We start from the raw sequence: 24787 nt of genomic DNA, 5'->3' as shown, positions 1-24787 counted from the left end.
CATAAGTTTTGTAAAGGCGATCGCACTCCTGAAATCAGAGAAATATTCAAATAAATGGATTCAGTGTAGATATACCACAACCCTCAAAATCCTTAATATTTCTAATAACAAGAGTCATGGAATGTATTTTAGCTGTTGCGGCAATAAGTATATCAGCTTGCGATCGCGGTTTACCTTGAGTCTTCAAAATACCTCTCAATTCACCCGCAGACTTGGCAATTTCTGAAGTAATAGGGAAAATTTTACAGTGCGTTGTTAGAAAGATTTCAAACCAATTCTGGATTCTAGAATTAGGCTTTGCTGTTAAACCATAATAAATTTCCTCAATTGTAATAACACTTAAATTAATAGATGTCACAAGCCAGCATTTTCCTCACGTTGACTATATGCTCTGGATACACTTGAGGATTTTCCAAATTAGTTTCAATGATTAATTCTCCAATAGTATCATTGGCGTGTTCATTGATAGAATCAATTAATAGATTGGGCATGGTAATATTGGCTTCGGCAATTTGTTTAATGATTACCTGGGGATTATCTTGTTCTACTATGGCTTTTAACACATGAATTTCCGCATTTGGGAGGACTCCTAAAAAGTTATTCCATTCTTCAGGTAAAATTTCATATTTATCTATTGAATCTAAGGAATCAATTAATTCAGCAAAGGGAAATACATCATTTGCATCTTGATTTAAATTTACCGGTGATGCTTCTGGATTTAATGTTTCTGTTTGTTGGAGTAATTCCCAAACTTGGCTTTGTAACAAGTCTCGTTCTGATTGCAATAAGGAAACTTGTGCTTCTATTTGCTGTAATTCTGAATGCTTTTCTGTGATTTTATTTTCTAGGTAATTGAGATTTTCGGCTAAATTTTCCCTTTCAGTTTTTGTAGATACTAAAAATTCTTTTTGCTGGTTAGTCTCGGCTTCTAGTTCTTGGGTTTCAATTCGCAGTTCATACATTTTTGACTCTAGTTGGGGTTTGAGTCTACCTAGCAGACTGACGTTACTCTCAAGTTCTTGTTTTTCTTGCTGGAGTTCGCCAATTTTATTTTGCAACTGCATAATTTCAGCACGAGATGTATTACAGTTCAACTCCAGGCGACGTTTTTCTGTTGTGAGTTGCGAAAAAGCATGATGCAGTTCTGCTTGATTTTGTTCGAGAGTTGCTATTTCAGCAGTTAGGTTAATGCTTTCGGTTTCTAACTGCTTTTTTTGTCCCGCAAATATTCCTAAATCTCGATGTAAACTATCTCTTTGATTACGACAATCTAATATTTGTTTTTCTAGTTTTTGGGACTCTGCATATAATAATTTACGATGCTCTTCTATTTGGTTAATTTCTTTGACTATCCGCAGTTTAAGTCCCTCCATTTCTTTAATGCGCTTGCGGTGGGAAGTTAAAATCAGCATTTCATATTTGCTGCGGCGCTTATCTGTAAATAACGCTGCTGCATAGGTAGCAAGGATAGTAATTACACCTGTAATCAAGGCTTGATTCAAATCCCAGTTGGGGACGAGACTAATGCCAAAACTCACACTAAAGGCAACTATGCCTAGTATATATCGATTGCTGATCATTGCTGATTGCATATTGGTTTTTTTTAGCGTCGTTGAGTTGTTAGAATAGGTCGTTGTTAATGCCATTACAAATCATTACTATTATTTTAAAATGTTTATTTTTAAGTATTTGTGCAATTGACAAGAGCATAAAACCTATCACAAACCAATTAATTTTATAACTATTATTGCTAGGCATAAGTCACAATTAAAAAAGGTTAGATAACAGGCTTGTCATGGATTTTAAATGTTTGTTTTATTGATATCTGGCTGTACTAGGTTGGGTTGAGATAATGCTAAATCTGCTTTGATAAAATCAATAAACTGCCGGGCTGTGCGTCCAGAACGACCATTGTGGCGCGTTGCCCATTGTAATGCTTGATATTCTAAATCTTCTGGGGTAATATTAATTTTGGCTTGGGCTGCTAGATGTTGGACAATTTTTACATAAGTTTTCTGATCGGCTGGTTCAAAGGTGAGAGTAAGACCAAAGCGATCGCTAAATGATAGCTTTTCCTGCATTGTATCCCAAGCATGGATTTCATTGTTATCTTTAGGCGTTGGTCGATCTGCAAAATACTCACGAATTAAATGACGGCGATTAGAAGTAGCATAAACAACAACATTTTGGGGACGTGCGGTTAAATTTCCTTCTAAAACTACCTTAAGTGCTTTAAAAGCATCATCATCTTCTTCAAAGGAAAGGTCATCAACAAAGATAATAAATTTTTGTGGTACTCCCCGCAACTGTTCGACAATTTTTGGTAAATCATGTAAATCAGATTTGGCGACTTCCAGCAAGCGGAGATTGTTCTGTCCATATTCATTTAACAAAGCTTTTACCAAAGAAGATTTTCCCGAACCCCGACTACCGTAAAGTAGTATGTGCAGCGCTACCTCTCCTGATAATAAAAATTCTGTATTTTTAATTAAAGTTGCTTGTTGAGACTCGTAACCCACGAGAGTATTCAGCTGAATGGGATCAGGATGCTTAATGCCAACAAATTTACTTTCTTGCCAGCGCAAAGCATGATATTCTGCAAATAAGCCTGTACCGAACTGGCGATAATAAGCTGCTAATTCTTGTACAGCATCAGCCCAATTATCTAACTTTTGTAGGAACACGATTAATTTTGTCTCTATGCTGACATTTTGTTCTCTGTACCAAACAATAGGTGAAATTGGCAAATGAGCTACAGTTTGTACCCACTCGCTCAAAGAAGCGCTGCTACATTCATAAAGATTCTGCAACACCTGTAAATCATGCTCAACTGCGGCTACTAAAGCACGGGGTAAATCTTCAAAATCTTGCTGTTGAGCCAGCCTACTAAAAGGATTATCAGAGGTGAGAATTTGAGTAATGATGTAGTCCTCCCAATTTTGATATCTAGTAGTTAAGGCATAAAAATAACTGCCATAGGCTTTCAGACAACTCCGTGCATCGGCATCAGTGTAGCGTATAGCTTGCAACAGGTCAAGGAATGCGATCCCCACTTCGCTTGACATCACAGATTGGTAGAGTAAAAGTGATGCTGCTTGACATTGGAGGAATTGAACGTGGCTATGGCTATAGGATGAACTAGTTACTTTTGGCATTCCTGGATTATCCATCAATTAACGGGGTAAGGTAGCTAAAGGACTATGGTATATTGTCAGCCGACTTTGGCAGCAAAATCCAAATCTACAGAGGTTTTAACCATGAATTTAAGTATAATTGCTGCACTTGCCTATGGCATTTTAGCGGTGATTGGTGGCATCATCGGCTACATTCAGGCTAATAGTCAAGTTTCGCTTTTCAGTGGTATGATTAGTGGTTTATTACTAATTTTGGCTGCTTATTTGCAAATCCAAGGTCTAGCCTGGGCTTCGATTTTAGCAGTTTTAGTTACCTTAATTTTGGTAATTTTCTTTGCATTGAGATTAGCTAAAACACGCAAGTTTATGCCTGCGGGATTGATGGTGATTTTGGGTATGTTGGCATTGACGTTAATGGTGAATCAATTGGTTATCGGTAGGTAATCATTATCCTCTTACAGTTTTTACGCAGATATTTATCCTCTGTTTCGTTATTTTTTACAATACATTTCTACTATATTAAATTAGTTTTGTCACAATATTAAGCATGAGAGCAGCCAGTTTTTCAGTATGGTCGCCTTCATTGCACTTTTTCGCCTCATTAGATTTGGGGTAATAAATGTGACATTAAACTGATTTTTCCTCTATTTATTATTATTTAAACAAAAAATAATGAGAAAATGCCGAAAACATCCGGTTTTTTTGAGTTGGTGATGATAAATAAAAATAAGGCTGTATATAATTTTCCAGGTGTTGAAGATTTCTATGATTCTACTCTAACTGTTGAGAATACTAATTAGTGAATGGTTAGACGCATTGAAAATGAGATTAATTTTTGCTCTGACTAGATTATTTGGCAGCATTATATCAGTAAAAGTAAAATACTCAATAAAAAATAAATGCTTAGATCGAATAATATCCATCTCCAGGTAGTTGTTTATTGGCTGTTTATCGGCAGATAAATTTATAGATTTTATAGGGTTTGGCAGCGTAATTTCCAGTAAAAATTTAAGTAATCTTGCCATTATGGCAGGTTTTAATCTGACAGATGAGATATTAATATATGGGAGCAATTGTTGCTGTCTACCGAAACTGCTAAAGCTAAATTCATTTCAATTAATGGTAATTTTATCAGCACTTTTACGAAGTAGGACATAATATATGTTATTATCAATGTCTTCTCAAAATGTTATCCAGTATCTGCAAGAAGCAGGTCTATGTTGCTCAGAAGATGGAGCATCAAACAAATATGAGTTGCTGAACAGTAGCCAGCATAATTTAAATTTACTTGTGACTTTAGCAGGTAATCAAAAACTGCTGGTTAAACAAAAACGTCATATTGAAGAACATGATGGAACTCCCCATGAGTTTTTTAATGAGTGGTTGTTTCATCAATTGCTGCAACAGTTTCCGGTTTTAGGAAATACTTCGGCGATGGCTTTGCCCGCCGCAGGCATCGCACCATTAATACTACATTTTGACGAGTCAAATTCGCTCATTGTTCGTAATTATTTCAGTGAATATTCCGAACTAGGTGGATTTTATCGCCAAAATGATATTTTTCCGCCAGAAATTGCTACGGCCATTGGTACGACATTAGCAGAACTACATCGTGCTACCTTTGAACAGCGAGAATATCGTAACTTTATGGCGACTGCGCCTGAAGGACAGTTTCGCTATAGCTTTTACAATCCGGCGCAAGGGGTAGATTCAATTAGCCCAGAAATATTTGGTACAGTTCCCACTGAGGCGTTAAAATTTTACCGTCTCTATCAAGGTTATGAGAGTTTAGAATCAGCGATCGCAGATTTGGCTTATGAATGGCAACCTTGCTGCTTAACTCACAACGACTTGAACTTAAATAATATCTTAATTCATTCTCGTTGGGATCAGCTAGACAATTGCCTAATTAAATTGATTGATTGGGAAGCTTGTGGTTGGGGAGATCCAGCTTTTGATTTGGGTACTCTCATCGCCAGCTATTTAGGAATTTGGCTTTCCAGTTTAGTGGTAGATCCTACCATTAAATTAGAAGAATCGCTACATTTAGCCATGACACCTTTAGAGGTGCTGCAACCTTCATTACTGGCATTAATTCGGGCTTATCTGAATGCTTTCCCCATGATTTTGGACTACCGGAGTGATTTTATTGTCCGAATCATCCAGTTTACAGGACTGGCGCTAATTAATCAAATTCAAGAAACCATTAAGGTTCGTAAATACTTTGGCAATCATGACATTTGTATGCTTCAGATTGCGAAAAATCTCCTCACCATCCCCGAACAATCTGTATTGAGTATTTTCGGGGTTTCTGAGGATAAAATTGTCAACCCTTTGGCAAACATTCATAAATTCCCCCAACCTAAAAAAGAGCAGCAATTGGTTCCTCTTTATTACGAAAAGACTCGCCTGCGGGGTTGTTAATTAAACTTTTTTTTGAATTTATCCTGAGTTAATTAATGCTAGATTATTCTATGAATCCATTGCTAACTTCTCTACTTGATATTGCTAGTAATATCGAGATTAAGCCCAATTTCTGTATTTACCATCCCAATTATCAACCGTTTGCTTTACCAGCGAAAGTCGCAGATAGATTTAAACAAAATCCGGCGGCTTTACAGCATAAATATCTGAATCTATTACTGCGAAATTTTCTGTACGGTATCTATTACAATGGTTCTCTACAAAGTACTTTAGCAGTTAATATCGAAACGGCTCATTGCTTACGATACCAAACTTTAGAAGCTAATTCGATTTTGGATGTTGATTGGGAATTTTACGAACAACTACAAACTAGCAATCACGGTAAAGGTTATTTTGACCCCAGTTGGCAGGTTTTGAGTCTGGAACCGGATGGTAGTATGGCTGTAACTAAAGGCGGTTTGACAGTATATATTGAGCCAGACTGTCATTTTAAACCGAGTAAAAAATCTGCTAAAGTGGGGGAATCAGTGGCGATTTGGATGCCTAAAAATCGAGTTCAAAAGGGCTGTTATTTAGCAGTTAGCAATGTTGGACAGGAAAAACAAGGTAATCCAGATGTGGATTTGGGTATAGGCAGAATCTATTTTAATTTTACCTCATCTGGTGCGATCGCCTGCATGGATGGACTGACGCAGCGACTCAACACCGCTAATATTCCTTTCACCTTTCAGGTTCTCCATAATCCGGCTGCATACGGACGCTATGATTCAGGTATACTTTATTTTGAACGCCAGGATTATCCCGCAATTCGCAAAGTTCTTCAGGTTGTTTATACAGAATATCAATCTCATTTTCAGCCGGAAATACCTTTGTTTACCAAATTTTTAGCCCCAGGATTGAGTTTAGCTGAAGAACCCACCCAAAAATTTGCCGCACAGGAAAGTTTTGGGATGAACCGTTGTCAAATTGTCGCTAATGCTTTGTTGGAAGCTTGGGAAAAGGGTAAAAATGCAATGGAGGAACGCATGAGGGTGATTGATCAACATTTTTCCCAACATTTGATTGATTTACAGCGTCCTTATCTCAACCCTAGTTCTGAGGATATATACCAACCTTTGAAGTAATTCGTAATTCGTAATTTATTTGATGTTAATCTGTGTTTTATTATTATCAAGTGGGCTTTGCTAATTACGAACTAATAAATAATGTCTTTTACTTATAACCGGACTATTCACCTTCAAGATACAGATGCTGCTGGAGTAGTTTATTTTGCTAATGTTTTGTCTATTTGTCATGAAGCTTATGAAGCATCTCTAGAAGCATCTAATATCCATCTCAAAGCGTTTTTTACTCATCCACCTGTGGCTTTTCCTGTTGTTCACGCTAATGTGGATTTTTTTCGCCCGATGTTCTGCGGGGATAAGTTGGAAGTGAATTTATTTCCTCACAAGTTAGGTGTGAATAAGTTTGAAGTTACTTATGAAATAATGGTTGAAAATGTGCTAGTTTCTAAGGCTGTTACTAGACACGTTTGTATTGATGCGGTTAGTAGAAGTAAGCAGGATTTATCGGCTGAGATGATTCAGTGGTTAGAAACGAACCGCCTTCGCGCAGCGTATGCCCCCAGGGCTTTAGACGCAGAGGGCGCGGAGAGAAGAAAATCAAGAGAGATTTTGTAAATATTCGGTGGCGATTTTTTGCAGGTGTTGACGGTTGATTTTTCCTTGGGGATTTCGGGGTAAGGTGGTTACGGAAATCCAGTGTTTGGGAATTTTGAATTTGCTGAGTTTTTGAGTGAGTTCTGTTTGCAGTTTTAGGGGGGAAATCTGGGGATGTTTGGGAATATAAATGGCTGTTACTGCTTCTCCCCAGTGTTTATCAGGTAAGCCGATTATACAAACATCAGTTACCATTTGAGTTGATTTGATTGCGGCTTCAATTTCGGCTGGGTAAATGTTTTCTCCACCTGTGATAATTTTGTCGCTGCTACGTCCGATAATATTTAAATAACCTTCTGAATCTAAATATCCTAAGTCGTCTACTTGTAAATAATGCTGATTTTCCCAGGTTTGCGGATAGTAGCCCAGGGCTAATGATTGCGCCTGAATGGTAATATTTCCGGTTTGATTGGGATTTAAAATTTTACCTTGTTGATTGCGAATCTTTACCTGTGCATGAGGGAGAATTTGACCACTGTTAATTTTACCATTTAAAAAGTCATCGGGTTTAAGAGTGGCAACTTGAGAGGCTGTTTCTGTCATTCCATAAGTTGGTGCTAAACGGATACGGTGAAATCTCGCTTTTTCTAACAGTTCTTCCCATGCTGGCGCACCTCCTAAAAGTACAGTTTGGAATTGGGATAGCCATTCTGTTAATTGAGGTTTTTCGAGTAAGCGTTGTAATTGTGTGGGTACTAAAGATATAAAGAAATCTTCTGGTTTAATCTGATATTCTGGACTTGATGCTAAAGTTTTAAATTGTGCGATAGCTACGCTAGCCGAAGGCATCGCTAATTTACCTCCAGTGGTAAAAGAACGCATAAATTGCATTAAACCACTAACATGATATAGCGGTAACACACAAAAAGAATTGACTTGGGTTAGCTGAAAATATTCGGTAAATCCTTGTACAGATGCTATCAGAGTCTCCCATGTATGAATAGCAAATTTAATCTTTCCCGATGAACCACCTGTGGGAATCATGATGTATGGGAAATGGTTAGAAATGTTATGAGGAGATATTTTTATTTCTAGTCCCCAAATTATATCAGGTTGTACTAATTCTAAAACTTGTTGCCATTCTTGTTTTCCCCAGTCGGGGTTACACAGGAAAACTGGAAAACCAGCAGCACAAGCAGCAATAAAACCTGCAAGAAATCGCATTGGTTCCCGTTCTGCTAAGATAATTTTTGGAGTATTTCCAGAAACCAATAATTGCTGTAGTTCTAAATATAATTCTGAGGCTATTTGCTGAAATTGATGATTATTGTCACCAATGATAAAATCACTTTCAACCACTTGTTTTAAATAAAATATAGGTGATTGTATAGACATTTAAATTAGGTTTTTTATCCTGGTTCTAAAAAATGATTTATCCCAAAACCAACAGCCCGATTTGTCAGAGATAATTCTGCTGCTAGTTGGAGTGCTGCTTGTCTACCAATTTCTGTTTCAAATACTGACGAAAACACGGCATCAATTTGATGTTTTTGGCAAAATTGCCGCAGACGAGAAGGTGAACCTGCTATCCCTGGTTTAATCACAAAAATTCCTCGCCAACCTTGTTGAAAACAGTTCTCAAGTTGTTGGAGTGTGGCGACAGATTCATCTAAGGCGATCGCAGTCTGAAAATTAGCGCTCAATTCCAACATCGCCGAAAATTGTGACACAGGCAAGGGTTGTTCAAGAAACTCAATATTTGCTGAAATATCGTCACAAATCCCCAGCCATACCTTAGCTTCCTCATAACTCAGTCCACCATTGGCATCTAAACGCAACTTAGCAGCAGGTGGTAAACTCCGAGTCAATAACTCAAAAATTTCCAACTCATTAGAAATTGCATCCACCCCTATCTTCCATTTAAACGTGCGATATCCCTGCTTCCACAGCCTTTCCCATTGACTTAAAGCCCCCTCCCCAGACTGTAGTAAACCACTATAAGTCAGAAATTGGGTATATTCCTTGTTTTCCCCATTCCCTATTCCTCCCAAAGCCGACTGAAAACCAAATTGACAAGCAGGTAAACTATCAGGGATAGAGAAAATCATCTCCTCTGTAACTTCTGGGGGTAATTGGCGACAAAAATCCAAAGCCTGTTCTAGAGTTTCCGAACCAAACCAACTAATAGGGGCAATTTCCCCATAACCACAGCCACCCAGACAAACAATTATCCCCTCACGAGTATGCCAAATCCCATGATTAGTCACCAATGGCCGTAAAAACCGCCGCCGATAACAACGAAAATCAAACCGATAACCTCTCACCTCTCCCTCTCCGCGCCTCTGCGCCTCTGCGTGAAACAAATCTTATCCATTCCCCAACATAAACCCCAAACCCAACAGCAAACAACAGCAAAAATGTAAATTAACCGCAATAAACTTGCAATTACTCACCTTTTCCGGGAGATGATGATTTTCTTGAACATGGCGACATAACTGAAAACCAAAAGGTAAACTCAGCCAACTCAGCAAAGTCCACACAGGGAACATACCCAATAAAACAAACAGCAAAATCAGAGGATAAATACCCCCGGTAAACCAAGAAAGGAGTTTTGCAGCTTTTGCCGTACCTAGACGCACAACAGGCGATCGCTTACCTGCGGCTATGTCATCCTTAACTTGGTGAAAGTGTGAGCAAAATAAAACTAAGCTCGTAGCGATGCCTACAATCACTGAGGCTGCTAAACTGTTTATTGACCAACTTGCCGTTTGACTATAATAAGCGGCGGCGATCGCCAAAGGGCCAAAAGCAAAAAAGCAAAGAATTTCGCCCAAACCCTGATATCCTAAGCGAAAGGGCGGCCCTTGGTATGTGTAGCCCAAAGCGCAGCACAGCAGAATTAAGCCGATAACAGTAAAATCTTTTTGCCAAATTGCGATCGCAATTATTCCCAACAACCCAGAAACTAAACACAAGTTTCCTAACCAAAATATTAATAGCTTATTACCAGTTAAGTTTACTAAAGAATGATGTTTATTTTCGTCAATACCTGTTTCTGAATCAAACACATCATTACTGATATTTTCCCAAGCTAATATTAAAATTGCCGCCGCTATAAAAGTAGAAAATACTACTAAATTCAAACTTTTGGTTTCCGCAAAAGCCACTGCTGTTCCTACCCAAATCGGCATGATAGCAACGCTGTACATCGGCGGTTTAATAGCCGCCATCCATAATTTAATTTGAGGATTTGCAATCTGTCTTGTAGTCATCAGTCGTGTTTAATGAGATTATAGTAACCTTACTTATACATAAACAGGATTTACGCCGGAGTCTGGAAAAACCAACCACAGAGGACACAGAGTACACCGAGTTATGAGAGTTTGAGAGTTTTTTTGCGTAAGTCTTCAGAAAATTTTACAATTTTGAGAGACACTTAAGCGTCTGGGAACACCATAAATAAGGCAAACTATACTCTGGTGAAATGGCAACTGAATATGTTACCTGTAGAAATACGACCACGTTTAATTACAATTTAGGAAGTTAACTTAAAAAAAGTTTACTATTGCTAGATCCATGACAGTTTTACCATGTCGCAGCAACTTCTTTGTCAAAAACAAAGACCTATACCATTTTCTGTTAAACGTTCAGGAAAATTGCCGAAATCATAATTGTCGGCAAATTGTGAGTATTTCGCTGGATATTGACTGGGTAGATCCCTTAGTTGTATTAGATAAACTTACGCAAGCAAATGACATAAATTTTTACTTTGAGAATCAAGCTCAAGGAGAAGCGATCGCCGCCATTGATAGTGTGACAAAATTAGAAATTGATGGCAAAGATCGTTTTCATCAAGCTGAATATTTTATCAAATCTTGTCTAAAAAATATTATAAATTTTGGTAACAATCAGCCGACTTTTGCGGAACCTCACTTTTTTTGTTATTTCAGCTTTTTTGATTATAATTCTCAAATAGATTATCCATTTCCATCGGCTACAGTTTTTCTCCCCCGTTGGCAAATCTCAGTTAAAAATAAACGCTGCATATTAGTTAATAATATAATTATCAAAGCCAGCACCAATGTAGAAAATATATTGCAGAATTTGCAGGATAAAATCGTTCAAATTCAGTCTTTAGAATATACTTCTGCAAATTTGGAGCAATTACCCACTAAATTTAGCAAACAATCTGTAACGAATGCTCAAGATTTTAAACGCGCCGTGGGTTCAGCCGTAGAAAAAATTCGGTCTAGCCATTTAAGTAAAATTGTCCTAGCAAATGCCTTAGATGTCAAATCCAACCATAATTTTAATTTATTCAAATCATTAAACAATCTTCGGCAAATACATCCTAATTGTTATATTTTTTCTACCAGCAATGGGAAAGGACAAAACTTTATTGGTGCGAGTCCAGAAAGATTAATTAGTATTAATAATCAAGAGTTAATTTCTGATGCTTTAGCAGGTTCTGCACCCAGAGGTAAAACGCCTGCTGAAGATGCTGCTAATGCCAATCGCTTATTAAATAGTATTAAAGAAAGACATGAACATTCTCTAGTAATTGATTTCATTACTCAACGCCTCACCCAGCTAGGTTTGTTACCCCAAGTATTAGCACCGCGCCTGAGACAATTATCTAATATCCAGCATTTATGGACACCAATTACAGCCACCGTTCCGGCTAACGTCCACCCGTTAAAAATAGTCTCCCAATTGCATCCTACCCCAGCCGTGGCGGGTGCAACGAGAGATTTTGCTTGTGCAGAAATTCGTCGTTATGAAAGTTTTGAGCGGGGTTTATATGCTGCGCCTCTGGGTTGGGTAGATGCTAGGGGTAACTGTGAGTTTATTGTGGGGATTCGTTCGGCTTTAATTGATGGCGATCGCGCGAGGTTGTATGCTGGTGCTGGGATTGTGGCTGGTTCTGATCCTGAGAAGGAGTTTGCTGAGGTACAGTTGAAACTTCAGGCTTTGCTGAAGGCTTTGGTTTAAACGCAGAGGTACGCTAAGTTAGCGCAAAGGTACGCGGAGGTTTTAGTCGTTTTTTTTGTCAGGGGGATCGCCTTCAAAGGGTTGAACTCCTGTGGCTGGATAGTTGTCATCTCTGGGGCTGAAAATTCTGCTGACTGCTTCTGAGATATAATTGATTACTTGCTGAGGAATATTTCTCATTGATTGCAGTATTTCCTGTTTTTTTCCTGATTTAGACATAAAATCGTCTCCCTTAATCTGTATTTATCTGTGTTCATCTGTGTAGCCTACGGCAAGCCGTTAACGCGTCTACATCTGTGTTCGTTAATTCTTCTGTGCCACAGCTTCCCTCAATTTGTCTTGCAACTCCGCCCACTTCACACCTGCTAAACTAGGCAAAACAACATGAGCCATACCGACGCGTTCTGAGGGACCCAGACCTACAGCCCACATCCCCGCCGCTAAAGCAGCTTCTACACCCGCCGCCGCATCTTCAAAAACCAGACATTGCTCTGGTGGAACTGCTAATTGCTGGGCTGCATGGAGAAACAGGTCGGGGGCTGGCTTCGGTTGTTGTACACTATAACCATCTGCGATCGCATCTACATGATTAGCAATTCCCAAACGTTCTACAACCACCTGGGCATTTTTACTGGCTGAACCAATGGCGATTTTTATACCCTGTTGTCGCAATTCATCCAACAAGGCGATCGCACCAGGTAACACATCTTTTGGTGTAATATTTACAATCAGATCCACATAGTAGCGATTTTTACGCTCCAACATTTCCTGAATCTGTGACTCTGAAAATTTCCGATTCTTAATCATCAGCATCAGAGAAGCCCCACGGGATATCCCTCGCAACGCTTCATTATCCTGCCGATTAAATTCTATACCCTCCTCATCTGCTAATTTCTGCCAAGCTTGATAGTGATATTCTGCTGTATCAGTTAACACCCCATCTAAATCAAATATCACCCCTTGAATCTTAGAAGTGTGGTCAGATGAAGGAGCAAATAAAATAAATCCTTTGTTACTTTCCTCCTGGGTAATTTGGGGACGTAAATCAAACTCGTGCCATTTACCGCGCCATTGCAGTTTAAACTTCAGACGTGTCCAACCTTGGGGTAAATGAGGGTTGGCCAGAGGGCGACTGTCCCTGAGTTTAATCCCACCAAAACCAAACACCACAGCTTGCCAAATTCCCCCCGCATTCGCCCCGTGAATCCCATCGGCAGCGTTACCTCGGACATCTTCGAGATCCACCATTGCTGCTTGCATAAACCGTTCGTAAGCCTCAGCCGACTTGCCTAAATCTGAGGCTAAAATCGCATGGATAGCAGGGCCAAGTGATGAACCATAAGTAATATCAGTGCGGGGTGCGTAGTAATCCCAATTTGCTTGTAATGATTTTTGATTGTAGGGAAAATCCCCTAATTCCCGCATCAAATACAACAGCATCAATACATCTGGCTGTTTGAGTACCTGCAACTTATTGGTTTTTTCAATACCCAAAATGCCTTGCATCGATTGAGTGCGTGGTTCATAGTCGTTCAAGTTAACATCTTCCAACTGGAAAAACCCCTCAAACTGCTCAATTAATCCCGTTTCAGCGTCGTAAGGAATCCAAATTTTAGCGATAATATCTGACCACTGAGTTTTAATCTCAGCCGTGAGTTGTAATTTCTGCTCTAATTCCTGAGCTTGTTCTGGGAAATTTTGATGCAGCCAATCATCGACTATCAAAGCTTTTTCTAAATGCCATTGTACTATCCGATTAGTAAAGGTATTATTGTGAACAAACTCGTGATATTCATCTGCTCCAATTACCCCCCGAATTTCATAGCGGTCTTGTTCAGAATTAAACTCAACTCTACTATTCCAAAAAATAGCTGTATCTAAAATAATTTCAGCACCACACTTTTGCATCCATTCATCATCGCCTGTTGCTTGCCAGTAATACCACACAGTATAAGAAATATCTGAACTAATGTGAATTTCATGGTCACGACACCAAATGCGGATATCTTCACCGTAAAAATCGCTAGGAAGTGACCAACGTGGTGTAACTTCATCCCCTGTAACCGCACTTTCCCAAGCATACATCGCCCCTTTATAACCATAATGGGATGCCTTGCGTCGCGCACCATTTAAAGTGTGGTAACGATAACTTAATAAATTCCGGGCTAAAACTGGTTGGGTGAAAGTAAAGAATGGCAGAATGAAAATTTCTGTATCCCAAAAAATATGACCACGATAGCCAAAACCCGACAAAGTTTTAGCGGGAATGCTGACTTTTTCATCATCTTTCGGGGCAGCAATTAGCAGTTGAAAAAGATTGTAACGCACAGCAAAAGCCGCTTTACTATCTCCCTCAATGAGGATATCGCTATAGTGCCAAACCTGATTCCATGCTTGGGCGTTGGCTTGCAGCAAAGTGATATAGTCTGGTAATTGCGCGAGTTTTTCTTGCGCTGCTGAGACTGGTTGGGAAACCTCCCGTGAGGTAAAAACTGTCACAGTCTTCTCTACTGTCACCGTCTGCTGTGATGTCGCCAGAAAAGTTGCAGTTATAGTAGGGTAGCCAGGAGCAGTATGCACTTCTAAAGCTGCTTCAGTTCCCGATATTGCCATCCTCGCTGCCATACCAATCTCAATCCGGGAACCGCGAGTTCGGCTGTGTAACCAAATTCCTGCTGCGGTTTTACCCTGGTCGATTGCTTCCCAGTGATTAAAACCCTGATTCTCTGGGTAGCCGTTAATACTAGCCTGAATTTCAATCATCCCATCAAAATCTACAGGCGTTACTTGGCAGCGTTGCCCTAATACGTGCTGGTCAGCTAAACTGGCAAAGCGTTCAAAGTGAATATCTATGGTTTTCCCACTGGGACTGCGCCAACGTAAGGAACGGCTGAAAATGCCTTGACGTAAATCAAGTTGTCGATCATATCTTAATATTTCACCCTGATCCAAACGGAAGCGTTCGCGTAGCGTCTCCGTAGGAGATTCGCCATTTATACTGATTACTAATGGCAGCCAGTCGGGACAATTGGCAAGTTCTGTATAAACTACAGGAACATCATCATAGACACCGTGGATAAAAGTAGCTGGTAATGCACGAATATAACCTTCCTCAAAACTGCCCCGTGTTCCCAAGTATCCGTTGCCGATTGTAAAGACAGTTTCTCTTGAATGCAACTCGTCAGGGTCAAATTGAGTTTCAATTAATATCCAATCTGTATAGATAAAACGGTTATTAGGACTTTTTTTATTCATCGTGCATCCCTTAGCTAAATTCAAAATTAGCCATCAAAAGTTTTAATGGTTCATGATAACAGAATATTGCTGATGTTTTTCTAAAATTTTTTCGGCTCTGGGTTTAAAAATTAGGTAAAATAATGTTTCTAAATAACGATGTTTGGCTGCATTATTTTCCGGAAGGGCAAAGTTCCAGAAGCTAAATATTTTAGCTAGTAATAGTATTTGACTCGTGTGTAAATGCCAATTGTATTTATTAATAACGCGCTGGCTCATCATCTGGGAAACTTCTGTCCAACGTTCAGGTTGAGTCTCACATTGATCAATGAAATTCAAAATTTGATGGGCTGTTGCTTTAAAGTCTGTAGGATTAATATGAAAAGTCTCTTCTTGATCTTGAATAATTTCTACAGCACCACCAAATTTAGTGACGAAAGTTGGTAAGCCGGAAACCATCGCTTCTAAAATGCTGCGACCAAAGGATTCAAATCGGGCAAAGTGGACATAAATGCCTTGAGCATCGGCAATTACTCGGTAGGCTTCTCCAAGGTCAGGGCTAGGAAGACGCATCCCTATACAGCGTATATTCCCGTGGAGTTCATACTGATTAATTATGTCGTGGAGTCTTTGGATTTCCTCAGCTTCTTTGGGGTTTGTGGCTTGATTTACATAAAGTTTAGTAGTGATAAAAATTAGGTTACAATGCTCTTGTAAGCCCCGATTTTTAGCAAAACATTCTGCCAAGCCTGTGAGATTTTTAACTGAGGTAATGGGCGCGACAGTGAGGATTGGGCGCTTATTAGGGTTATCTAATTTCCCAATTATTTGGGGATGTTCACGCTCAAAAAGTAAATCATGTACTTGGGAGGTAAGTTTGGGATTTCGCCTGTCTTTTTGACTAAAAGGGAAAAAGATATTTTCACTAACTCCCGGCGGAACCATGTTAAATTTAGGACTGAATAAATCAATCCCATTAATTACATGATATAGCTCAGGCATGGTAAAACATTTGTAAGATTCGTATTGACCGATTGTGTCTGGTGTGCCGACTATTTCTTGATAAGATGAGGTGATAATAAAGTCAGCAGCATTCATGCTAATTAAATCGGCGGTAAATTGTGCCGAGAAGTGATAATTATCTTCTAAATCTTGCCAATACAAGTTACTAAATAAGTGTTTAGGTTTTTCTAAAGAATGGGCTATATTGCATTGGGTAACTTTCAGACTGCGGGAAATCAGGGAGGCGACTAAATTACCATCGCTGTAGTTACCCACAATCAGATTTGGACGACCTTGAAATTGAGTTAAAAGTTCTTTTTCGGCATCTTGAGCAAATGTTTCTAAATAAGGCCAAATTTCATATTTAGAAATCCAATTATTGGTAATATCAGAATTAAATTCACCAAAGGGAATGCGTAATATCCAAGCATTTTCTGTATCATGGATTTTTTCTAACCGCAAATTACATTCTGTACCTTCGCAGTTAGGAATAAGTCTAGTGAGAATAATTACATGGGGTTGAATACCTATTAAGTCAAGACCAGCAAGTTTGATTTCTGCTTGGAGTTTATTTTCTAAGCTGCGGGCTTGTTCTAGAACATAAATCACTTGACCTAGTGTTTCATCTCTACCTAAAACATCTTGTTGACCAACCCAACCGTGAATGGAGACGAGAACGACGCGGAAAATTGCGGGAACACGGGCGACGAAGGCTTCTAAAATGGCGGGTTGGGGGTTATCAATGAGTTGTTCTAAAAGTTCTAGGGTTTCGGATATACGCCCAGATGTATTACCCCACCCTGGTTCAAAACCGAGTTCCTGGAGGTGAGGGCGAAAATTGGCGTAGGGTTCTTCCGGGGGTTGCTGATTGAGAAATTTTAGGGCTTGCTTTATTTGTTTAACTAGGTGAATACCGGAGGGAATGCGATCGCTAATTAGCAGAGGTTTTTGATCATAAGTCAATTGATATAATGCTTGAAATATCACCTCTAGCCAATAATGGGTGTCATTAGACAGTTGATCGCATAAGTAACGATTGAGAAAGGCTAGACCTTGACCAATGTTTCTGGGGTCAGTGATTCTGGTCGATTCTTCCGCAAAGGGTTGGAAATCAATTTCGAGGATGTGCGGTTGGTAGCGATTAACGAGGCGATCGCTTACATCTAACCACGCTTGGGGTGTCATCGGCTCAAATCCCGAAAAATCAGCTTGTAGTCGCCACATTTGTTGACTCCCAATCCTGGGTCGAACTACAAACCAAGTCCCTTGTTCATCTAAAATCATTTCATGGGTATTATGAATTAGTCTACCGATAGAAGAAGAATAATAAAAGTAAGTAGGCTTTTGGTATTGGTGACAGAATTCAGCAAAATTATGTAATATCTCGTTTCTCAAAAAGTAACGTTTATCAGTGTCGCTTAATTCCGAGATAAACTGACGCAGAGTGATTTTTTCGTCTTTGTTTAATACAGTTTCAAATAATTCATGCATGACAAATATCGCAATGATAGTAGGTTAAGACTTTATTTATGGTATTTTGGCTTATGGAAGAATAGAAAAACGAACCGCCTTCGCGCAGCTTATGCCCCCAGGGCTTTAGACGCATTCGCGTAGCGTCTCCCCTTGGGAGAAGAACGCCAAGGGAAGAGGGTTTAAAAGGTTTTTATATAGGTCTTCTATGTTTTTACCCACTCGTCTTTCTGAGATGCTAGGCGAACAGCAACTGTGATCTTTGAGGTACATTTCCGGTTTTTATATCTCTATGTTAGATAGTAGGAAAACTTTTTACTTCTGGCTTGGGGATGAAACCCCAGCAATAATGTCTATACCTTGAGGTCTTAAATATGGTTGCTAACCCGGAAATCTACGTCACTCCCGAAGAATACTTAGAGATGGAAGAACGGAGTGATATTAAACATGAGTATATTGATGGCTATATCTACGCAATGGCTGGGGCGCTAGATTCCCATGTTACTATTGCGCTCAACCTTGCTACTCTTCTACGTAATCATGTACGTGGTTCAGGTTGTCGCGTTTACATCGCCGACATGAAAGCCAGAATTGAATCACTGAATCGGTTCTACTATCCCGACGTGATAGTAACTTGCGACAAAAGAGATCAAGAAACGCCAGCTTATAAAAGATTTCCTAATTTAATTGTAGAAGTTTTATCTGACTCCACCGAAGCCTTTGACCGGGGGGATAAATTCGCTGACTATCAACTAGTAGAAACCCTAGAAGAATACGTCTTAATTAACACAAAACGCCAGCGATTCGAATGTTTTCGCCGGAATCATCAAGGACTGTGGGTTTTGCAATCTTACACAACAGAAAAAACCTCATTTCGATTAAATAGCATAGACTTCGAGACAACCATAAAAGAACTTTACGAAGACACAGAAATTTAAAAACCTCTGCGTACCTTTGCGCTTACCTCCGCGCCCCTTTGCGTTTCAATCCTTAATCCCTCTCCATTGAGTAACAGGCGACATAGCCCGCCAACCTAAAAACTTACCAATAGGTTCCGCTCTTTGAACAGCAATCCGAGTTAAACTACCACCAACCTGCTCATACCATTTAAATAAAATTTGCTCACCCTCTACAGTCACAACATTAGCTACCAACCGCCCACCCGGACGTAGTGCATTCCAACAGATATCAAAAAGCCCTGGTGCTGTGACTCCACCGCCGATAAATATAGCATCAGGAGTAGGTAAATCTTGCAAAATTAATGGTGCTTTACCGCTAATAACTTTCAGGTAAGGAGTTCCTAAAGCTGCGGCGTTATCGGTGATATAACCCAGTCTAGAAGAATTCTGTTCAATAGCGATCGCCTGACATCGAGAATCAGTCCGCATCCATTCAATCGAAATTGAACCACAACCCGCACCGACATCCCATAGTAGTTGTCCGGGAGTGGGAGCTAATTTTGCTAAAGTCACCGCCCTGACTTCACTCTTGGTTAATTGTCCATCATGGTGATAGGCGTGATCTGGCAATCCTGGTAATCTGGGTAAAGGTATAATTCCAGCATCAGCAATACAATTAACCGCGATCGCATTCAACGGTGCAATTTCTGTTTCATGCCAATCTGCGGCTATACCTTCGACAATTCTTTCATGAATACCACCCAGATGTTCTAAAACTGTAATTTTACTACCACCATAACCGCGTTTTGTCAAGATTTCGGCAACAATTGCGGGGGTGTCTTTTCCTTCACTCAAAATCAACAGTTTAGCATTGGGATAGATGTAACTTTGGAGTAAGGAAGCTGGACGACCGCACAAACTCAAGGTTTCTAGTTCCGTGAAAGACCATCCTAGTTTGGCACAGGCGAGGCTAAAGGTGGAAGGCGCAGGAATAATCGTAATTTCCTCTAGGGGAATTTGTCGGGTCAGGGTGACACCGATACCGTAACATAAAGGGTCGCCACTGGCTAATACACAGACTGATTCACCGCGACGACGGATAATGTCGGCTATGGAGGTGCTAATGGGTGATGTCCAGGCTATTTTCTGACGTGGGTCATCTGGTGGTAACATGGCTAAATGGCGATCGCCTCCAAAAATCACTTCAGCTTGATCAATCAGAGAATGAGCGATCGCACTTAAACCTTCTAACCCATCTTCACCAATACCCACAATCGATAGCCATTTCCGTGTCATAGAAGCTGTAATAATTTAACTAGATGTTGCGGCTTTGACTGCGATTAAGAGCAGTTATTCTAATCTATTAATTAGGTTTTAACTCAACACTTCCCAGTTTGATGTTTATAACTTTTACTCGTGTGTTATAATGAGTAAGCATTACAACTGTTGAACAGGTAAAATATAGAAATATATATTTACTTGGGTTAATGAAATTTCACAATTAGGTTGGTATTAATTGAAAATTAAAGCGTTGGATGTCAAAGCAGGCGATCGCATTATTGCCTACTGCAAGAATAAAATGCAAGTTTGCAAGGTGAAACGCATATTAGAACCAGGTTCTAGCAACATCACACTATCAGTATTTACATCTGAGCATTATCGGGGATGCTTAGTTTCCTGTGTAGTCCGGTTCCAGGGTGACACTTTAGTAGATTTAGTACAATAAAATTACTTAAATTTTGTTTTGCAGAATTAGCCCAAAAGATGTCACAGGGTTAATCTCTGGTTTGTGAATAAATTCTCCAGATATATCAAGTGGTATATTTAACTGAATATTAAAAATATGCAGCATCCAGCGAGATGAATACCTGATCATGTTAAATTACTAAAGCAAAGAGTTGGGAAACTCCGGTGAAATTCCGGGACTGTGCCGCAGCTGTAATGGTAAGACCAAAACAGAGCATTGAGTTTTTTACTTGCCAAGTCAGAATGCCAACCCTAACAGTGTCTATGGGTATACTAAGACACACTTACTATCTACTGCCTGCGTCGCACAGGGAAGGAGTTAATGTTTTGCTGTCCGGTTTTGCCTTATGTCCTGGTTTGTTTTATGATACACCTGCCCAAGATGGGATATTATCTCGCATCAGAATACCAGGTGGAATTCTGGATAGTCAACAGTGTCATGCAATCGCAGATATAGCAGAGAATTACGGGGGTGGTTATGTTGATATTACCAATCGCGCCAACCTCCAAATCAGGGAACTACGTTCGGGAATAAGTAGCGCAGTTCTCAAGCATTTACAAAATATCGGTATCGGTTCTCGCAATTTTGCTGTAGACCACATTCGGAATATTATGACCAGCCCCACTGCTGGTATTGATTACCAAGAATTAATTGATACCCGTCCCTTTGTGCAAGACTGGGAAAATTATATCGCCGCACATCCTCAGCTATCAGGACTATCAGCAAAATTTAGCGTTTGTTTTGATGGTGGTGGTAAAGTTTCGGTGTGCGATCGCCTCAACGATATCATGTTTGCTGCTGTCTTAATTGACGGTAAAGTTTATTTTCGGCTATGTCTGAGCGTCGGTGTCAAGGGAAAACCACCCGTTGATATGGGAATTGTCTTATTACCAGAGTTATGTTTGCCAGTTTTGGCAGTTTTAGCTGGTGTTTATCTCAATTATACTGACCCCGACAGTCGGCGCAAGCTGCGTTTGCGAGAGTTGTTAAATAATTTGGGTTGTGAAAATTATCTGCAAGAAGTTGAACAACGTCTAGGTTTTAGCCTCACCCCTCAGCCACAGTTTGACAAAACCAGTCTCGAAAAAAATTCAAAATCTAACTATCAACATATTGGCATTCATCCCCAGCGTCAGCCAGGCTTATTTTATATTGGCGTGGTTTTACCGTTAGGTAGGCTAGAGAGTCAGCAAATTCGGGGTTTAGCTGATTTAGCCCAAAACTTTGGTAGCGGGACTCTGAGGCTAACTCCTTGGCAAAATTTACTCCTGACTGATATTCGCGAGCGATCGCTTACCGATGTTCAGAGTGAAATCGCTACTCTAAAATTAGATATATCGCCAAGTAATATCAATACAGCATTAGTTGCCTGTTCTGGTAATAAAGGTTGTGTAGCATCTGCCACCGATACTAAAGGTGATGCTTTAGCATTAGCAAAATATCTCGAAACTCATGTTAGTCTGAATCACCCAGTTAATATTCACTTTAGCGGCTGCGAAAAATCCTGCGCCCAGCATAGTCCTAGTGATATTACCTTGCTCGGTGTCAGTCTAGAATCAGAACATGGAACTTTGGGAGCTTATCATATTTATGTTGGTGATAGCTGGCGTGGCGAAACCATAGGTGAAAGCAACCAAAAATTTGGTCGTCAACTCTATCAATATGTCACAGTGGCCGAACTACCTGTATTGTTAGGGCAGATGTTACAAGTTTATAAAATTCAATGCCAAAATCCTGATGAATCCTTTGGAGAATTTGTTAATAGATATGGAATTGCCCAATTAAAGCCGTTATTCTCCCCAGTGAGTTAGGGTTATTTCTTTTATGGGACTTACGCAAAAACCTCTCAAACCCTCAGTTCTCTGTGTACTCTGCGCCTGGTGTGGTATGCGCTACGCGCACGCTACGCGAACGTTTTTATCTGAATTATCCGTAAGTCCTATTTTAGCTTGCGTGGCGTAGCCATTACCATTCACCATTCACCATTCACCATTCACCATTCACTATTTTCCCATGTCTGACTACATCCGAGATGCTAACGAAATTTACAGTAAATCCTTTGCCATCATTAGATCAGAAGCCAAGCTGGATGTGCTGCCCCCAGATGTAGCAAAAGTGGCAGTACGCCTGATTCATGCCTGTGGAATGACTGATATCGTCAATGACTTGGGATATTCATCAACGGCAGTACAGACTGGACGCGCAGCACTAGCAGCAGGTGCGCCGATTTTGTGTGATTGCCGAATGGTTGCCGAAGGTATTACTAGAAAGAGACTACCTAGAAACAACCAAGTTATTTGCACTCTTTATGATGTGGAAGTACCAGCCTTAGCTAAACGTTTGGGTAATACGAGATCAGCTGCTGCGGTGGAGTTGTGGCGATTGCACTTAGAAGGGGCAGTGGTAGCAGTTGGTAATGCCCCGACAGCCCTATTTCGACTGTTAGAAATGCTGGAAGAAGGAGTGCTAAAACCTGCGCTTATTTTAGGTTTTCCCGTGGGATTTGTGGGTGCGGAAGAATCAAAAGCAGCACTGGCAGCAAATAGCAAACGTGTACCATTTTTAACTTTACATGGTCGGCGTGGTGGCAGTGCGATCGCCGCCGCCGCAGTTAACGCCCTAGCAACAGAGGAAGAATAATCATGGAAATCAAAGGCCGTCTCTATGGAATTGGCGTAGGGCCAGGTGATCCGGAATTATTGACATTGAAAGCACTGCGACTATTACAGGCTGCCCCTGTGGTAGCTTATCAGTCAGCAGTGGATAAAGAAAGTATAGCGCGAGCGATCGTTTCCCAATATCTCACCGGGAATCAAATCGAAGTGCTGTTTCACCTCCCCCGCGCCTTGGAACCAGAAACGGCCAATTTGATTTATGACAAAGAAGTTGCACCAATAGCCGAACATTTAGCCGCAGGACGGGATGTAGTGGTGTTGTGTGAGGGTGATCCGTTTTTTTACGGTTCTTTCATGTATGTTTTCACCCGTTTATCTGAACACTACCAAACGGAGGTTGTACCGGGAATTTCTTCACTCATGGCTTGTCCTGTGGCCTTGGGTGTACCCTTCACTTATTACAACGATATTATGACCGTTTTACCTGCCCCCATGCCAGCAGAAGAATTAATCACGCACTTACTAGCAACCGATGCGGCGGCGATAATGAAACTAGGTCGCCACTTTACCAAAGTGCGAGATGTTTTACATCAATTAGGGTTGGCATCACGGGCATTGTATATTGAAAGAGCCACAATGACACAGCAGAGAATTGTACCCCTGGATGAAGTTGATCCCGCTCAAGTACCCTATTTCTCAATGATTATCATCCCAACCAAAAATCGACTATAGGTTTAATAAAATTTTTGTCTCCGATACCCTACCTCTATAGTAATTCTGTACTATTAGACCTCTATAATGACTATATAGGCAAATTAAAAATTTGCTATGATATTAGGCTTGGTTTTATTTGCGGGTCTGAACTATGATCAATTGTCTAGACGCAGCTCGCTACTTTATTGCGAGGGCTTACGAAGACGGTATAGAAGCAGAAATGACCAACATGAAGGTTCAAAAGCTTCTGTACTATTCACAAAGCTTGTATTTAGCAGTATACGATCAGCCATTGTTTGACGAGGAAATTCAAGCATGGCGATACGGTCCTGTTTGTCCTCCGGCTTACAGGTTTTACAGTGAATTTGAAGCGCAGCAGTTACCCATACCTAGTCAGGAATTATTATTACAGATTCCTCAAAATGAGAAAAGGCTGTTAGAGGAAATTTGGGGATATTTTGGTGGTTATCATGCTTATCGACTCAGTGATATGACTCACTTGGAGTTTCCTTGGAAAAAAGCACGCCAGGGTTTACCTCCAAATGCAAGTTCAACGGAACCCATTTTGTTGGAGGATATGAAGGCTTTGGGTTATCAGAAACTTGATTTAATAGAACGGGAGCATCCTGCTTATCAATCTGTAATGTCTCAGGTTTTAGAAGACGCTTGTAATTCAGAATCTGCCAATCGCATTCATAAACGAGAGGTGCGTGACTGGCTTAACTCCCTTCTCGATTGAAAAATCTGATAATTTCCAGCGTTCTTTTAAAAAATTGGCGAAGTTTCATGGTTCTAGTTTTGTTGAACTGATGCAGGACTTACGCAACAATTGCCAAAAATCTTGATTTATCAAACCGCCAAGCCGCCTTGGCGCTAGCCTCTCCCTTTGGGAGAAGAA

General features: G+C 40.2%; 22 protein-coding genes and 1 riboswitch. Of the genes, 11 read left to right on the top strand and 11 right to left on the bottom strand.

The annotated features are described in order from the left end of the window. Positions 1-46: 46 nt before the first annotated feature. The 3 genes from NSP_RS21260 to NSP_RS21250 all read right to left on the bottom strand — a co-directional run bounded on the left by NSP_RS21260 (position 47) and on the right by NSP_RS21250 (position 3170). Positions 47-358 (bottom strand): PIN domain-containing protein, encoded by a 312-nt coding sequence (locus NSP_RS21260; RefSeq protein ID WP_006196072.1) that lies wholly within the window; start codon positions 356-358, stop codon positions 47-49. After that, a complete protein-coding gene (locus NSP_RS21255; protein ID WP_006196071.1) occupies positions 345-1592 on the bottom strand; it encodes a tellurite resistance TerB C-terminal domain-containing protein in 1248 nt (415 codons plus the stop codon). Before NSP_RS21255 ends, NSP_RS21260 begins: the two co-directional genes overlap by 14 nt. A 210-nt stretch (positions 1593-1802) precedes the next feature. Beyond that, positions 1803-3170: an ATP-binding protein gene (locus NSP_RS21250; protein WP_006196070.1), complete on the bottom strand. Its 1368-nt coding sequence runs from the start codon at positions 3168-3170 to the stop codon at positions 1803-1805. Between the two features lie 30 nt (positions 3171-3200). On the opposite strand from NSP_RS21250, the gene NSP_RS21245 reads away from it, so the two are divergent. From NSP_RS21245 to NSP_RS21225, 4 genes are all read left to right on the top strand, one after another. Further along, complete coding sequence (locus NSP_RS21245) at positions 3201-3578, top strand: TMEM14 family protein (protein WP_006196069.1); 378 nt, start codon at positions 3201-3203, stop codon at positions 3576-3578. A 717-nt stretch (positions 3579-4295) separates the two neighbouring features. Next, positions 4296-5558 carry an aminoglycoside phosphotransferase family protein gene (locus tag NSP_RS21235; RefSeq protein WP_006196067.1) on the top strand — a complete coding sequence of 421 codons (1263 nt, stop codon included), beginning with the start codon at positions 4296-4298 and terminating at the stop codon, positions 5556-5558. Between the two features lie 35 nt (positions 5559-5593). After that, positions 5594-6682, top strand: a complete 1089-nt coding sequence (locus tag NSP_RS21230) for a T3SS effector HopA1 family protein (RefSeq protein ID WP_006196066.1) — start codon at positions 5594-5596, stop codon at positions 6680-6682. Positions 6683-6763: 81 nt separating this feature from the next. Beyond that, positions 6764-7237 carry an acyl-CoA thioesterase gene (locus NSP_RS21225; protein WP_006196065.1) on the top strand — a complete coding sequence of 158 codons (474 nt, stop codon included), beginning with the start codon at positions 6764-6766 and terminating at the stop codon, positions 7235-7237. Here the strand turns inward: NSP_RS21225 and NSP_RS21220 are convergent. The 3 genes from NSP_RS21220 to menA are packed head-to-tail and all read right to left on the bottom strand — an operon-like array spanning position 7220 to position 10488. Further along, positions 7220-8611 (bottom strand): 2-succinylbenzoate--CoA ligase, encoded by a 1392-nt coding sequence (locus tag NSP_RS21220; RefSeq protein ID WP_006196064.1) that lies wholly within the window; start codon positions 8609-8611, stop codon positions 7220-7222. The two genes, NSP_RS21225 and NSP_RS21220, sit on opposite strands and share 18 nt — an antisense overlap. 14 nt (positions 8612-8625) lie before the next feature. Then, a complete protein-coding gene (locus NSP_RS21215; protein WP_017804402.1) occupies positions 8626-9540 on the bottom strand; it encodes an o-succinylbenzoate synthase in 915 nt (304 codons plus the stop codon). 42 nt (positions 9541-9582) lie between these two features. Next, positions 9583-10488 carry a 2-carboxy-1,4-naphthoquinone phytyltransferase gene (gene menA, locus NSP_RS21210; protein WP_006196062.1) on the bottom strand — a complete coding sequence of 302 codons (906 nt, stop codon included), beginning with the start codon at positions 10486-10488 and terminating at the stop codon, positions 9583-9585. Between the two features lie 304 nt (positions 10489-10792). Between menA and NSP_RS21205 the strand changes: the two genes are divergently transcribed. After that, positions 10793-12208, top strand: a complete 1416-nt coding sequence (locus tag NSP_RS21205; RefSeq protein WP_017804401.1) for an isochorismate synthase — start codon at positions 10793-10795, stop codon at positions 12206-12208. A 42-nt stretch (positions 12209-12250) separates the two neighbouring features. Here NSP_RS21205 and NSP_RS26405 read toward each other — a convergent pair whose 3' ends face one another. The 3 genes from NSP_RS26405 to NSP_RS21190 form a co-directional block, all read right to left on the bottom strand. Continuing rightward, positions 12251-12427 (bottom strand): hypothetical protein, encoded by a 177-nt coding sequence (locus NSP_RS26405; RefSeq protein WP_006196060.1) that lies wholly within the window; start codon positions 12425-12427, stop codon positions 12251-12253. An 84-nt stretch (positions 12428-12511) separates the two neighbouring features. Further along, positions 12512-15463, bottom strand: a complete 2952-nt coding sequence (pgmB, locus tag NSP_RS21195) for a beta-phosphoglucomutase (RefSeq protein ID WP_006196059.1) — start codon at positions 15461-15463, stop codon at positions 12512-12514. Between the two features lie 42 nt (positions 15464-15505). Next, the gene (locus NSP_RS21190) at positions 15506-17935 is read right to left on the bottom strand and encodes a sucrose synthase (RefSeq protein WP_006196058.1); all 2430 of its coding nucleotides are present in this window, start codon (positions 17933-17935) and stop codon (positions 15506-15508) included. A gap of 353 nt (positions 17936-18288) precedes the next feature. On the opposite strand from NSP_RS21190, the gene NSP_RS21185 reads away from it, so the two are divergent. Further along, positions 18289-18852 (top strand): Uma2 family endonuclease, encoded by a 564-nt coding sequence (locus NSP_RS21185; protein ID WP_006196057.1) that lies wholly within the window; start codon positions 18289-18291, stop codon positions 18850-18852. A gap of 45 nt (positions 18853-18897) precedes the next feature. Here the strand turns inward: NSP_RS21185 and NSP_RS21180 are convergent, their stop codons facing one another. Further along, positions 18898-20109 (bottom strand): bifunctional cobalt-precorrin-7 (C(5))-methyltransferase/cobalt-precorrin-6B (C(15))-methyltransferase, encoded by a 1212-nt coding sequence (locus NSP_RS21180; protein WP_017804400.1) that lies wholly within the window; start codon positions 20107-20109, stop codon positions 18898-18900. Between the two features lie 220 nt (positions 20110-20329). On the opposite strand from NSP_RS21180, the gene NSP_RS24570 reads away from it, so the two are divergent. Beyond that, complete coding sequence (locus tag NSP_RS24570; RefSeq protein ID WP_071839350.1) at positions 20330-20539, top strand: hypothetical protein; 210 nt, start codon at positions 20330-20332, stop codon at positions 20537-20539. Between the two features lie 6 nt (positions 20540-20545). Here the strand turns inward: NSP_RS24570 and NSP_RS26100 are convergent, their stop codons facing one another. Next, positions 20546-20689 carry a hypothetical protein gene (locus NSP_RS26100; protein WP_157133680.1) on the bottom strand — a complete coding sequence of 48 codons (144 nt, stop codon included), beginning with the start codon at positions 20687-20689 and terminating at the stop codon, positions 20546-20548. Between the two features lie 9 nt (positions 20690-20698). Beyond that, a riboswitch (adenosylcobalamin-variant (AdoCbl-variant) riboswitch) is annotated at positions 20699-20816 on the top strand. Positions 20817-20823: 7 nt separating this feature from the next. Here NSP_RS26100 and cobG point away from each other — a divergent pair. The 4 genes from cobG to NSP_RS21160 all read left to right on the top strand — a co-directional run bounded on the left by cobG (position 20824) and on the right by NSP_RS21160 (position 24628). Continuing rightward, the gene (gene cobG / locus NSP_RS21175) at positions 20824-22371 is read left to right on the top strand and encodes a precorrin-3B synthase (RefSeq protein ID WP_017804398.1); all 1548 of its coding nucleotides are present in this window, start codon (positions 20824-20826) and stop codon (positions 22369-22371) included. A gap of 202 nt (positions 22372-22573) precedes the next feature. Next, positions 22574-23200 carry a precorrin-8X methylmutase gene (locus NSP_RS21170; RefSeq protein WP_006198388.1) on the top strand — a complete coding sequence of 209 codons (627 nt, stop codon included), beginning with the start codon at positions 22574-22576 and terminating at the stop codon, positions 23198-23200. Positions 23201-23202: 2 nt separating this feature from the next. Continuing rightward, positions 23203-23907: a precorrin-2 C(20)-methyltransferase gene (locus NSP_RS21165; protein WP_006198387.1), complete on the top strand. Its 705-nt coding sequence runs from the start codon at positions 23203-23205 to the stop codon at positions 23905-23907. A 133-nt stretch (positions 23908-24040) separates the two neighbouring features. Then, complete coding sequence (locus NSP_RS21160; protein WP_006198386.1) at positions 24041-24628, top strand: Panacea domain-containing protein; 588 nt, start codon at positions 24041-24043, stop codon at positions 24626-24628. Positions 24629-24787: the final 159 nt, after the last annotated feature.

This window comes from Nodularia spumigena CCY9414 (assembly GCF_000340565.2).
In the GTDB taxonomy this organism is placed as follows: Bacteria; Cyanobacteriota; Cyanobacteriia; order Cyanobacteriales; family Nostocaceae; genus Nodularia; species Nodularia spumigena.
This window is presented reverse-complemented; position numbering and strand designations above follow the sequence as displayed.

Coding starts and splice junctions, on each gene's coding strand:
- NSP_RS21255 (WP_006196071.1), bottom strand. CDS start 1,592: ATGCAATCAGCAATGATCAGCAATCGATATATACTAGGCATAGTTGCC.
- NSP_RS21250 (WP_006196070.1), bottom strand. CDS start 3,170: ATGGATAATCCAGGAATGCCAAAAGTAACTAGTTCATCCTATAGCCAT.
- NSP_RS21245 (WP_006196069.1), top strand. CDS start 3,201: ATGGTATATTGTCAGCCGACTTTGGCAGCAAAATCCAAATCTACAGAG.
- NSP_RS21235 (WP_006196067.1), top strand. CDS start 4,296: ATGTTATTATCAATGTCTTCTCAAAATGTTATCCAGTATCTGCAAGAA.
- NSP_RS21230 (WP_006196066.1), top strand. CDS start 5,594: ATGCTAGATTATTCTATGAATCCATTGCTAACTTCTCTACTTGATATT.
- NSP_RS21225 (WP_006196065.1), top strand. CDS start 6,764: ATGTCTTTTACTTATAACCGGACTATTCACCTTCAAGATACAGATGCT.
- NSP_RS21220 (WP_006196064.1), bottom strand. CDS start 8,611: ATGTCTATACAATCACCTATATTTTATTTAAAACAAGTGGTTGAAAGT.
- menA (WP_006196062.1), bottom strand. CDS start 10,488: ATGACTACAAGACAGATTGCAAATCCTCAAATTAAATTATGGATGGCG.
- NSP_RS21205 (WP_017804401.1), top strand. CDS start 10,793: ATGACAGTTTTACCATGTCGCAGCAACTTCTTTGTCAAAAACAAAGAC.
- NSP_RS26405 (WP_006196060.1), bottom strand. CDS start 12,427: ATGTCTAAATCAGGAAAAAAACAGGAAATACTGCAATCAATGAGAAAT.
- pgmB (WP_006196059.1), bottom strand. CDS start 15,463: ATGAATAAAAAAAGTCCTAATAACCGTTTTATCTATACAGATTGGATA.
- NSP_RS21190 (WP_006196058.1), bottom strand. CDS start 17,935: ATGCATGAATTATTTGAAACTGTATTAAACAAAGACGAAAAAATCACT.
- NSP_RS21185 (WP_006196057.1), top strand. CDS start 18,289: ATGGTTGCTAACCCGGAAATCTACGTCACTCCCGAAGAATACTTAGAG.
- NSP_RS21180 (WP_017804400.1), bottom strand. CDS start 20,109: ATGACACGGAAATGGCTATCGATTGTGGGTATTGGTGAAGATGGGTTA.
- NSP_RS26100 (WP_157133680.1), bottom strand. CDS start 20,689: ATGATCAGGTATTCATCTCGCTGGATGCTGCATATTTTTAATATTCAG.
- cobG (WP_017804398.1), top strand. CDS start 20,824: ATGGGTATACTAAGACACACTTACTATCTACTGCCTGCGTCGCACAGG.
- NSP_RS21170 (WP_006198388.1), top strand. CDS start 22,574: ATGTCTGACTACATCCGAGATGCTAACGAAATTTACAGTAAATCCTTT.
- NSP_RS21165 (WP_006198387.1), top strand. CDS start 23,203: ATGGAAATCAAAGGCCGTCTCTATGGAATTGGCGTAGGGCCAGGTGAT.
- NSP_RS21160 (WP_006198386.1), top strand. CDS start 24,041: ATGATCAATTGTCTAGACGCAGCTCGCTACTTTATTGCGAGGGCTTAC.